Origin of the sequence: Photobacterium sp. NCIMB 13483, from assembly GCF_003025475.1 — a bacterium.
Taxonomy (GTDB): Bacteria; Pseudomonadota; Gammaproteobacteria; order Enterobacterales; family Vibrionaceae; genus Photobacterium; species Photobacterium piscicola.
In genome coordinates, this window is the sequence record NZ_PYLV01000041.1 from 1 (window position 1) to 11,802 (window position 11,802).

At 40.5% G+C, this 11,802-nt stretch carries 11 protein-coding genes; 4 read left to right on the forward strand and 7 right to left on the reverse strand.

The window, feature by feature from the left end; genetic code table 11:
• Positions 1 to 456: 456 nt before the first annotated feature.
• The 4 genes from C9I86_RS19360 to C9I86_RS19375 are packed head-to-tail and all read right to left on the reverse strand — an operon-like array spanning position 457 to position 3,349.
• Positions 457 to 888 carry a type IV pilin gene (locus tag C9I86_RS19360; RefSeq protein ID WP_107277228.1) on the reverse strand — a complete coding sequence of 144 codons (432 nt, stop codon included), beginning with the start codon at positions 886 to 888 and terminating at the stop codon, positions 457 to 459.
• The gene (locus C9I86_RS19365; protein ID WP_107277229.1) at positions 878 to 2,200 is read right to left on the reverse strand and encodes a hypothetical protein; all 1,323 of its coding nucleotides are present in this window, start codon (positions 2,198 to 2,200) and stop codon (positions 878 to 880) included. The genes C9I86_RS19360 and C9I86_RS19365 overlap by 11 nt, the downstream gene beginning before the upstream one ends.
• Positions 2,200 to 2,829, reverse strand: a complete 630-nt coding sequence (locus C9I86_RS19370) for a PilW family protein (protein ID WP_241956922.1) — start codon at positions 2,827 to 2,829, stop codon at positions 2,200 to 2,202. Before C9I86_RS19370 ends, C9I86_RS19365 begins: the two co-directional genes overlap by 1 nt.
• Positions 2,801 to 3,349, reverse strand: coding sequence for a GspH/FimT family pseudopilin (locus C9I86_RS19375; RefSeq protein ID WP_107277230.1), 549 nt, complete (start codon positions 3,347 to 3,349; stop codon positions 2,801 to 2,803). The genes C9I86_RS19370 and C9I86_RS19375 overlap by 29 nt, the downstream gene beginning before the upstream one ends.
• A gap of 134 nt (positions 3,350 to 3,483) precedes the next feature.
• On the opposite strand from C9I86_RS19375, the gene C9I86_RS19380 reads away from it, so the two are divergent.
• The gene (locus tag C9I86_RS19380; protein ID WP_107277231.1) at positions 3,484 to 3,891 is read left to right on the forward strand and encodes a type IV pilin protein; all 408 of its coding nucleotides are present in this window, start codon (positions 3,484 to 3,486) and stop codon (positions 3,889 to 3,891) included.
• 270 nt (positions 3,892 to 4,161) lie between these two features.
• Here the strand turns inward: C9I86_RS19380 and dnaJ are convergent, their stop codons facing one another.
• From dnaJ to grpE, 3 genes are all read right to left on the reverse strand, one after another.
• The gene (dnaJ, locus tag C9I86_RS19385) at positions 4,162 to 5,304 is read right to left on the reverse strand and encodes a molecular chaperone DnaJ (protein ID WP_080158408.1); all 1,143 of its coding nucleotides are present in this window, start codon (positions 5,302 to 5,304) and stop codon (positions 4,162 to 4,164) included.
• Positions 5,305 to 5,404: 100 nt separating this feature from the next.
• On the reverse strand, positions 5,405 to 7,321 hold the full coding sequence (gene dnaK, locus C9I86_RS19390; protein WP_080158409.1) for a molecular chaperone DnaK: 1,917 nt from the start codon (positions 7,319 to 7,321) through the stop codon (positions 5,405 to 5,407).
• 235 nt (positions 7,322 to 7,556) lie between these two features.
• A complete protein-coding gene (grpE, locus tag C9I86_RS19395; protein ID WP_080158410.1) occupies positions 7,557 to 8,171 on the reverse strand; it encodes a nucleotide exchange factor GrpE in 615 nt (204 codons plus the stop codon).
• A 193-nt stretch (positions 8,172 to 8,364) separates the two neighbouring features.
• Between grpE and nadK the strand changes: the two genes are divergently transcribed.
• From nadK to bamE, 3 genes are all read left to right on the forward strand, one after another.
• Positions 8,365 to 9,246 carry an NAD(+) kinase gene (gene nadK, locus C9I86_RS19400; protein WP_107277232.1) on the forward strand — a complete coding sequence of 294 codons (882 nt, stop codon included), beginning with the start codon at positions 8,365 to 8,367 and terminating at the stop codon, positions 9,244 to 9,246.
• Positions 9,247 to 9,427: 181 nt separating this feature from the next.
• Complete coding sequence (gene recN / locus C9I86_RS19405; protein WP_080158411.1) at positions 9,428 to 11,095, forward strand: DNA repair protein RecN; 1,668 nt, start codon at positions 9,428 to 9,430, stop codon at positions 11,093 to 11,095.
• A gap of 170 nt (positions 11,096 to 11,265) precedes the next feature.
• On the forward strand, positions 11,266 to 11,622 hold the full coding sequence (gene bamE, locus C9I86_RS19410; RefSeq protein WP_036795911.1) for an outer membrane protein assembly factor BamE: 357 nt from the start codon (positions 11,266 to 11,268) through the stop codon (positions 11,620 to 11,622).
• Positions 11,623 to 11,802 lie beyond the last annotated feature (180 nt).

The window sequence follows — 11,802 nt, forward strand, 5'->3', positions numbered from 1 at the left end:
TTCAATCTGAGCCATGATCAAACTCTTCAATTAAAGTTTTGTTGTCTCTTTCGAGACGGCTCAATGAATACTGACTTCAAAACTACCTTAGTAATTTTAAAGCTATTACCGCTTCTGTTTCTACAAATAGGAACAGAATGGTAATGAATTGACTGTGCCAAACAATCTTCTCTATAAATAGATTAGGTTATTTGTATTGGTCACTCAGTTCATTGATAAATCTTTCGACTTAACTATTCAACGAGTGCCCACACAGATTGCATGGTCAAATTGTTAAAGAACAATACTGATTTCGGTAACCGCTTGCGCCGTTGTCCGTGTCAGTGAGGTCGCATTATAGGGAGATTTTATTAGCTGACAATCGTTTTTTAACAAAAAAAAACCGTTTGAACATTTTTTGTTCAAAACGGTTTGCTTTGGATTAAATTGTGTCTTTTTAGCGATGATAGCCGTTGTTTAATCAAATTCACTGTATTTAGAGATAGCGGTTTTTAAAGATACCGCTTGCGAGTCGCCACGGCGATCAGCCCAGCTGACACTAACATTAATTGTTCGCAGTGCATCAGATAACGATAAAGTGTTGGCATCACAAGTAAGCGTATAACCAGTACCACTCACCATCGATTGCCGACAATTAGTTGGTGCAGCCATACTTTCAAAAGCAATCAATCCAGTCGCACCACTGATATTACTGGCGCGGGTTTGATAATACTCCATCTGCGCTTCTGCTATATGAAGTGCATCTAAGGTCTTTAATGCGTTTTCTGCTTTTACTTCCATATAGGCTTGCATCTTAACTAAGCCCAATACACCAACAGAAAGTACCCCAAGGGCAATCACCACTTCTAATAAGCCAAAGCCTGTTATTTTTTTGATATTAGAAGTCATGCCAAGATCCTTGTTGCCATGTTAATACGTTTATATATTTTCCTGCTTTATCCGCATTATAAGCAGGAACAATAGAACCATTAATCCTAATTGTTCGATTAGGAGCATCAACGCCTATCCCTCCATCAATATTAATTGAGGAAAATATATTAAATACATATTTATTATAACCATCACCTTCAGCTACTGATTTAGAAAGATCGCCAGAAAGCACATTAATAGAACTTGCACTATTAAAAAAATCTAACCATCCTTCTTTAATATTAAAGCTAGGTGAAATATATTGATAAATTAGTCCATCGATAAAAGAAACACTATAAATATGAAACAAACCATCAAAAATAACTAACTGTATAGCTTCGTCATTGGTTGGTTTATTTTTACCGCCCAATATATCTCCCGTTATGGCACAACTACCATCAGCCCAAATTCGTCTTTTACCTGAAGCATATGCTTTTTGAATTTTCTGACTACAGTCAATAATCCATCCACCTGACGTTTTACCCGTTATTACTATTCCTTTGGGGTGACTCCTGAACTCCTCTCTCACAAGATTAGCCTCAGTAAGTTCTTTACCAAAAATATTTTTAAATACATTTACAGTTTGATTTTCAACTATGTCTCCAAACTTCCCATGACCGACAGTATAATCAGGTTGTTTATTTACATCGTACATATTAGACCTATATTCTGAATGACAAGTAAAAGGAGGTACTCCTAATGGTCCTCCCGCATGTCCACTCACAGTAAAGTCTGTTGTTAAAAAATGTAATTCACCTCCATTACCAGCAACGTAGTTAACTTCACCACCAGCGACTATAGATTTACATTTATACAATCCATCTTTTTTTGATGCTGTTGGATTAGGTACAAAATGTTGAGAACCGCTTAATTCAACAGATCCACTAGTCTCTAACGTACTTGAAACCCCTCCTCCACCATAATTAATCGACTTAGAAACATCATGCTTTATTACTGCATTAGAATAATGACTAATTAATTCATACTTTGGTTGATCAATAATTAATGGAGAATAACCAATGCTAAGCTCTGATATTGGAGCTAATACAGTGCATTTTTTACTAAAACCAGGATCTGTAGGACGTATATTTTTTTGCTTTAGCTCCACAAAACCACACTCCAACCCACCTTCAGCAATCCAGTGCGCTTGTCTCGCTAGTACTTCATTTTGAGTACGCTTAATTTGATAAAATAAATTCTTATATGACGCCAATGAAAATAACAACGCCACTATTAATAACATGCTAGTAATTAATAATGTCGTCATCCCTGACTGTTGATGTTTATTCATTATTGCCAATTCCTTGTTTTAATCTGAATCGACTTCGCAGTACTAATTGATGGATTAGCACGTAAGCTGGCGGCTAATTTAATAGTAAGTAATTTACTGGTTGCACTAGCCGAAGATAAAGCCCGTTCAACAATACTAAATTCCTTAACTTCTATCTGGTTTTGATCAAGTGCTGACTGACCATTTTTACAAGTGCCAGATATATTTACTCCTGCTGACGTTGTTGTATAAAACTTTAGAACTTTAACTGGAGTGTCAGATGAATCAGTTCTAATTTCACTATAAAAAGATCGTAAATGTTGAACTGCACCATCATAATAAGCATAACTAATACATTGTTCACCTGAACTTGAAGCGCCTAAAGTAACAATATCTGTTGCGCCACTAATTATATAACTAGAGGATGCACCAGATTGATAGCCTGCTCTTAAAATATCGTGCTTTAATAATGACAATGCATCATTTACATCTTGTTGTAGTAGTAATTCTAAAGAACGTTGATTTGCTGATTTATACCCCGATAAAAAAACCGATCCAACAACACCTATCGCAATAAGCCCTACGGATGAGGCAATAAGTAATTCAATTAACGAAAAACCTTTATTTTGAGTAGCATTTTTTATAGCCATAAACTACTCCATCAACGCCACAAGAATAAATACGTCCAGTCATTGTATTTACAGTTACTTTTACTTTATCTTTTGTTGGTATATTAAATTGATACCCACCTGCTAAATTAGGTTTGCCATTTAATTTATTAAATGTCACCATACCTGTTCTAAATGTCGTTTCTAATTCAATATTTGAAAAATTTTCACTAGAGACCTCAGCTAACGTAATCGCACCAGATGTTGTTCTTGATATTATCGACCACGCAGGCGTTCCTGCACCATCTACCACGACCTGAACCTCAACATTTTCCCCACGCATCACTGCTTCTGATTTGGCTTGCACTAATAACCACTCTATTTCTGTTGCCAAGCGCTTAATTTTATTCGATTCAATGAGGCCACTGAAACTTGGGGCTGCCATTGCCGCAACAATGCCGATGATTACCACCGTGAACACCAATTCCAACAGAGTAAATCCCCGCTGACAGTCACCATTGTGATGTATGTGATGAAAATGCGTGGTAATTTCTCGAGCCATTCCCCAAATCCCTATTAACGTTATTCTGATCCCTAAGAACAACTTGATTCAGAGTTTATCACCACCGCAAAATAGCAGAATAAGGATATCAACCAGTTATCGAGACAACTCGAATATTTAAGAGATTACGGAAGATGATTAAACAAAAAGGCGTGACGCTGATCGAAATGTTGATTGCCGTGGCAGTCATTGGAGTATTAACAGCCATTGCTTATCCTTCATATCAGGATCATGTATTGAAGGGGCATCGTACTCAGGCTATGGGGGATCTGATTAAAATTCAATTGGAACTTGAAGCTAACTATACAAAAACCTCTGGTGGATATGCTGCTATGCCTTTGGTGTCAGAAGTCAATACGAATAATACATGTTCATTTTGTGATAATGACACAAATAAATACCTTTTATCCATTTCAAATGCGAGTAAAAACTCTTATACAATTATTGCTGAACCACAATTTCAAGCAACCAATGATACTTGTTTAAATAAAGATCTAACACTAAACCAAAATGGTAAAGGCTCACCTGAAGGTTGCTGGTAATATTTTCAATGGTTTCTTTTATGCTCAAACGCGTGATAAATAGATCACGGATAGCTCGTGCCTCTCTTCCGAGATGACGGATTATTTCCTTTATGGTGAGGGGCTTAGTTCTACTCATTCCATTAATTGAATGATCATATTTAAAAAGTATTAGATACCCTATCGCCCTCGCGGGTATTCACTGTAAGGAATGACGGATATTCTTGGTATAAAAAAACCGCTATTAGCATTCACTAATAGCGGCTTTTATTTATTCTTGTTTGCGACGAATTAGTTGGTTAAATCGTCGAAAAACTTCTTTACACCGTTAAAGAAACCTTCTGATTTTGGCTTGTGCTTACTCGCATCTTTACCACCAAATGTTTCTTCCAGTTCTTGCAGTAGTTCTTTTTGACGCTTGCTTAAATGTACTGGTGTTTCAACCACCAATTTACAGATAAGATCACCGCGTAAACCACCACGAACCGAATCAACACCTTTACCACGCATACGGAACATACGGCCCGTTTGCATCTCAGCCGGTACTTTTAAGCTTACACGGCCATCAAGGGTTGGTACTTCAACTTCACCACCTAATGCTGCCATAGTGAAACTTACAGGTACTTCACAATGTAGATTATTACCTTCACGCTGGAAAATGTGGTGATCTTTAACATGTACTTGAACGTACAAGTCACCCGCTGGTGCGCCAAGTTCTCCAGCTTCGCCTTCGCCGCTTAAGCGAATACGATCGCCAGTATCGACACCCGCAGGGATCTTAACTGAAAGCGTTTTAGTTTCTTCTACACGGCCTTCGCCATGACACTTATCACATGGATCTTTGATAATTTGGCCACGACCATGACAGTGTGGACATGTTTGCTGAACCGCAAAGAAGCCCTGACGCATCTGCACTTGTCCAGCACCATGACAGGTGCCACACGTTGTTGCAGATGAACCTTTTTTAGCGCCTGAACCGTCACAGCAATCACAACCAACTAATGTTGGTACACGGATTTCTTTCGAACAACCGCGAACAGCTTCTTCCAACGTTAGTTCCATGTTGTAGCGAAGATCTGAACCACGCTGTGCGCGTTGTTGACGACGGCCACCGCCACCACCAAAGATATCACCAAACACATCACCAAAGATGTCACTGAAGTCTGCACCGCCGCCGAAGCCGCCGCCGCCACCGCCCATACCACCTTGTTCAAAGGCTGCATGGCCGTATTGATCGTAAGCAGCGCGCTTTTGGTCGTCTGTTAGAATTTCATAAGCGTACTTCACTTCTTTGAATTTCTCAGCAGATTCCGCATCACCCTGGTTACGGTCGGGGTGGAACTTCATTGCTAAGCGCTTATAAGCTTTTTTAATGTCACGCTCACTTGCGTCACGAGCCACACTTAACACTTCGTATAAATCACGTTTCGACATAACTTGATTGTCACCTAGCTAGATATAGTTACGGGCGTTAGAGTAACCTCAAACGCCCGTAATTTAAACAAGATGTTAATTAATAGATATTAATAACGTCTTATTTGTTGTCTTTAACTTCTTCAAACTCAGCATCAACAACGTCGTCGTCTTGCTTAGCTTGTTGCTCGCCAGTTGCGCCATCAGCTTGTTGTGCTTGCGCTTTTTGTTGAGCGATTTCCATTAGCTTTTGAGATGCTGCAACAACCGCTTGTACTTTCGCATCGATTGTTTCTTTATCTTCGCCTTTGCGTGCTTCTTCTAGTTCAGCAACAGCAGCTTCGATTTTTGCTTTCTCATCAGCAGGAAGTGCTTCACCAGCTTCTTCAATTTGCTTACGAGTACCGTGAACAAGTTGGTCAGCTTGGTTACGAGCAGTTACTAGCTCTTCAAACTTCTTATCCGCTTCTTTGTTAGCTTCAGCTTCTTGAACCATCTTCTCGATGTCAGCATCGCTTAGGCCACCAGACGCTTGGATAGTGATCTTCTGCTCTTTACCTGTAGTCTTGTCTTTCGCAGAAACGTTTAGGATACCATCGGCATCTAGGTCAAACGTTACTTCGATTTGAGGCATACCACGTGGTGCAGCTTGAATACCTTCTAGGTTAAATTGGCCTAGAGATTTGTTGAAGCTTGCTTGCTTACGCTCACCTTGAATAACGTGGATAGTTACCGCGTTTTGGTTATCTTCAGCAGTAGAGAACACTTGGTTCGCTTTTGTTGGGATAGTTGTATTCTTCTCGATAAGCTTAGTCATTACACCACCCATGGTTTCAATACCAAGAGATAGTGGAGTAACGTCTAGAAGTAGCACGTCTTTAACATCACCAGCAAGTACACCACCTTGAACAGCAGCGCCTACAGCAACAGCTTCATCAGGGTTAACGTCTTTACGTGGCTCTTTGCCGAAGAATTCAGTTACTTTAGCCTGAACCATTGGCATACGAGTTTGACCACCAACAAGGATGATGTCGTTGATGTCGCTAACAGATAGACCAGCATCTGAGATAGCTACTTTAAGTGGCTCAAGAGTACGTTGTACTAGATCTTCTACTAGAGATTCTAGTTTCGCACGAGTCACTTTGATGTTCATGTGCTTAGGACCAGTCGCGTCAGCTGTGATGTAAGGTAGGTTAACATCAGTTTGCTGTGCAGAAGATAGTTCGATTTTCGCTTTCTCTGCTGCTTCTTTTAGACGCTGCATTGCAAGAGGATCGTGCTTAAGATCGATACCTTGCTCTTTTTTGAACTCGTCTGCTAAGTAGTTGATTAGACGTGTATCGAAGTCTTCACCACCAAGGTGTGTATCACCATTAGTTGCTAGAACTTCAAATGTTTTTTCGCCTTCAACTTCATCGATTTCGATGATTGAGATATCAAAAGTACCGCCACCAAGGTCGTAAACTGCGATAGTGCGGTCGCCGCCAGTCTTATCAAGACCGTAAGCTAGAGCAGCTGCAGTTGGTTCGTTGATGATACGTTTAACATCTAGACCTGCGATACGGCCAGCATCTTTTGTTGCTTGACGCTGTGCATCGTTAAAGTATGCAGGTACTGTGATAACTGCGCCAGTTACTGGTTCGCCCAGGAAGTCTTCTGCAGTTTTCTTCATTTTCTTTAGGATTTCAGCAGATACTTGAGGAGCAGCCATTTTTTGGCCTTTCGCTTCTACCCATGCATCACCGTTGTCAGCCTTAACAATTTTGTAAGGCATGATTTCGATATCACGCTGAACTTCTTCGTCTTCAAAACGACGACCAATTAGACGCTTGATAGCGAATAATGTGTTTTCAGGGTTAGTTACCGCCTGACGTTTTGCAGGTTGACCAACTAGTGTTTCACCATCTTGCGTGTATGCAACAACTGATGCTGTTGTACGCTCGCCTTCTGCGTTCTCAATTACACGTGGCTTGTCGCCGTCAAGTACTGCTACACAAGAGTTAGTTGTACCTAAGTCAATACCAATGATCTTACCCATCAGACAATCTCCGAAATTCGTTATATGTTCTTAACTACACCCATATATCAAATGGGTTAGCGGTTCGGGATAAACCCGTGACAAATACATTTAATGTCTTATGACTACTAGATAAGGTCGCCAGATTACTTTTCAAGGGGCGATCCCAAAAAAAATGCAAAAAAATAAAAAAACCCACCAAAGTGGGTCTTATTTTGCGTCATTATCAAGTAAGTCTTGAATCATTCGCTGTAAATTACGCTTGAGTATTCACGTTACCCGCAGCGGCTTTTGATACCATTACCATTGCTGGACGGATCACACGGCCATTTAGCTCGTAACCTTTTTGCATTACAGCCATGACTGTATTAGGTGCAAAATCAGCACTTTCTTGCATCGCCATTGCTTGATGGAATTCAGGATTAAAAGCTTCACCTTGTGGATCAATCACTTTTAGGCCAAATTTACCAACGGTTGTTGTCATTGTCATCAATGTCAATTCAACACCTTCCATCATTGCTTTGGTTGCGTCGTTATTCTTGTCGGCCATTTCAATAGCGCGCTCAAGGTTATCAATAACTGGCAATAATTCTTCAGCAAATTTGTTTAATGCGTATTTACGTGCTTTATCAATTTCTTGCTCAGAACGACGACGAACATTCTCGCCTTCAGCACGTGCGCGCAATGCCGCATCTTTTACTTCATTAACTTCTGCATCTTTTGCTAATAAAGCAGCTTCAAGTTCTGCAATACGAGCTACGTATAACTCTTGCTCAGATTCAACAAACTCACCCTCGACAGCTTCGACTTCAACAGCTTCAACTGTATCGTTTAGCTGCTCATCCTGTACATCGTGTTTTTTGTTAGTCATGCGTTGGTTCTCCGCCAAGATAAAAGGGTTTTATTCACTCAGTAGCCTTATTAGATAAGTGCCACTTTTAAAATAGTCTTGAGCATATTATGGGGATGAAGTTCAATGATTCAAGCCAATATTGACAACAAACCACGACAAGTTGTTTTTTCTAAGGCTATACTGACCCACCATCATTTGTCGGAACAGGGACATGAAGCGTATTTTTGATACTATCGCGTTAATTGGCAAACCACGTAATCCTGAGGCATTACAAACTCACTCAAGCTTATATGAGTGGTTAACCGCGCAAGGCTATAACGTGTTAGTCGATCATCGATTAGCCAACGATATTGACGTACCTGAGCATTGTTTTTGTGATTTGCTCACCATTGGTGATAAAGCAGATCTCGCGGTTGTTGTTGGTGGTGACGGCAATATGCTCGGTGCCGCTCGCGTTTTATCACGGTTTAATATTTCAGTGATTGGCGTTAACCGTGGCAATCTTGGTTTCCTGACTGATCTTGATCCTGAAGATTTTGAGCAACAGCTTGCTCTCGTATTGGCTGGCGAATTTATCAAAGAAGATCGGTTTTTACTTGAAGCCGAAGTGCATCGTCATGGGCAAATAAAAAGCCGTAATGCCGCCTTAAACGAAGCGGTACTGCATCCTGATAAAATTGCCCATATGATAGAATTTGAAGTTTATATTGATGACTGCTTTGCTTTCTCGCAACGTTCTGATGGCTTAATTATTGCAACCCCAACAGGTTCAACAGCCTATTCACTATCAGGTGGCGGCCCAATTTTATCAACCAGTTTAAATGCCATTGCACTGGTGCCAATGTTTCCTCACACCCTGTCTTCTCGCCCATTAGTCGTTGATGGCGATCGTTGTATTAAACTGCTGGTGTCCCCCAATAATGGCAGCACCCTAGAAGTCAGTTGTGATGGTCAAGTATCGCTTCCCGTAAGCCCTGGTGATGAAATTCATATTTATCAAAGTGAAGATCGCCTGCAACTGATCCACCCTAAGAATTACAGCTACTACAATGTCCTACGTGGCAAATTAGGCTGGTCGAGTCGACTATTTTAAAATAAACACCACTTTTCTCCCTCAAAACCAGCACATTTTAGCGGCTGGTTTTTTGTAACTACTCAAAAAGTTAATCTAAGTCACATTTTATCTGAATAATTATCGCCCCAGTACTTTACTGGTTATAGATACAGTATATACTGTATGAAAAAACAGGTGTTGATTTAAACAGGTGAACACAATGCTCGCGCATATGACGATCTCTAATTTTGCTATTGTCAAAACTCTTCAATTTGAACTAAAACCCGGCATGACCACCATTACAGGTGAAACCGGTGCAGGTAAATCTATTGCTATTGATGCCTTAGGTTTATGTTTAGGTGATCGCGCTGAAGCCTCTATGGTGCGACCAAATGAAGATAAAGCTGAAATTTCAGCCGCATTTTTATTGGCAAATAACCAAGCTGCTCGACGTTGGCTCGAAGATAATGAGCTCATTGATGGTGAAGAGTGTATTTTGCGCCGAGTGATCACCAAAGAAGGCCGCTCACGTGGTTTTATTAATGGTAGCCCTGTTCCTGCATCGCAACAAAAAGCATTAGGGCAATTGCTGATTAATATTCATGGTCAACACGCACACCAACAGCTAATGCGCCCTGAATATCAACAACACATGCTTGATCAATATGCAGGTCATCATCTATTAATTGATCGTACTCGCAGTGCTTATCAACGCTGGCGTCAAGCACATAACGAGCTAAAACGCTTAACCCAAAGCCGTGATGAAAACGAAGCACAAAAACAACTCTTACAATACCAAGTTAAAGAGCTTGATGAATTAGCCCTTGGCGAAGAAGAATTCATTGAGATCGAAGAAGAACATAAGCGTCTATCAAATTCAGGTGAACTGGCTATTTCAAGTCAAACCGCCTTATCGATGCTTTATGACAACGATGATGGTAACGCGCTGCAACTGTTACAAATGGCTTGTCAGCAAGTGAACAACCTTGGTGAATATGACAGCAGTTTAAGTGCGATTCCGCAAATGCTGGAAGAAGCAATTATTCAGGTTCAAGAAGCAAGCCAAGAGCTACGTAGCTATCTTGATAATTTAGACATGGACCCACATCGGTTAATTTATCTTGAAGAACGTTTAGCTAAAATCATGTCGATGGCACGTAAACACTATGTAATGCCAGCCGAGCTTTATCAAAAGCACCATGATTTACTGAAAGAACTTGATAACCTTGATTGTAGCGATGAACGCCTAGAAGACATGGCGGCTAACGTTGAAAATCTACGTCAACAATGCATTGAAGCGGCTGAAAAGCTAAGTAAAAGCCGCCAACGTTACGCCAAAGAGCTTGACCAAAAAATCACTGAAAGTATGCATATGTTAAGTATGGAACACGGTGAATTTGAAATTGCACTGACCAGTGATCCTGATCGTATGTTAAGCCCATTAGGTTACGACAGCATTAATTTCTTAGTTTCAACTAACCCAGGTCAACCATTACAGCCATTAGGCAAAGTGGCCTCAGGTGGTGAGCTTTCCCGTATTTCACTTGCGATTCAAGTGATCACCGCTCAAAAAGTTGAAACTCCAAGTTTGATTTTCGATGAAGTCGATGTGGGTATCAGTGGTCCAACAGCCGCTATCGTCGGTAAAATGCTACGCAAACTAGGGGCATCAACCCAAGTAATGTGTGTGACTCACTTACCGCAAGTCGCGGGTTGTGGTCACCAGCAAATGTTTGTCGCCAAGAAAACCACCGATGGTCAAACTGAAACACAGATGCGTCCATTAAGCACTGATGATCGTATTGCTGAGCTAGCACGTCTATTAGGCGGCAGTGAGATTACTGAGCGCACTCTCGCAAATGCGAAAGAACTGCTGGTTGCGGCATGATTTAATTTCGCATCTTGCGCGAATATGAAATAAACTAAAACCTTGATGCAACTATTGCGGCCAGCAATAGTCAAATATCAAAATATATTACTTTTTTTCTTTACCGCTTTTTACTTCTGCCAAGACCTTGTTTATCATCGCAGCAGTTAAAGCTAAAAAGCCAGGATGCTATGAGTTGGAAAAACATTGCAGCCCTAACCTTAGTGTTGGGCTTACTTAGTGGCTGTTCGGTCGCTGAACGTTTGGTTTATCGTATTGATATTGACCAAGGCAACTATGTAGAACAAAAAAGTGTTAATACCTTGCGTGTTGGCATGACGAAAACGCAAGTTCAATATGTGCTGGGTACACCTATGTTAGTTGACCCAAGTTACCCCAACACATGGAACTACATTTTCTACGAACAAAATGGTCATGATAAGCCGGTTCAAAAGAACTTGTTCTTAACTTTCAACCAACAGGCACAGCTTGTTAGTATGAAAGGTGATTACAAACAAGGCCCTAACTTCATGGATCCTATGAATTAATTCTATTCATAGAAAATGGTTGTTTTCAAAGTAATAAAAAAAGCTCGCTAATGGCGTAATGCTGATCAGTTAAGCCCAAAATGATCAGTTGAACGATCCTGTAGATGTGTAAAAATCCAAGTGTATTTAATGCACTTGGATTTTTTTATGTTTTTAAGACAAGCACTTGAACAGATACAT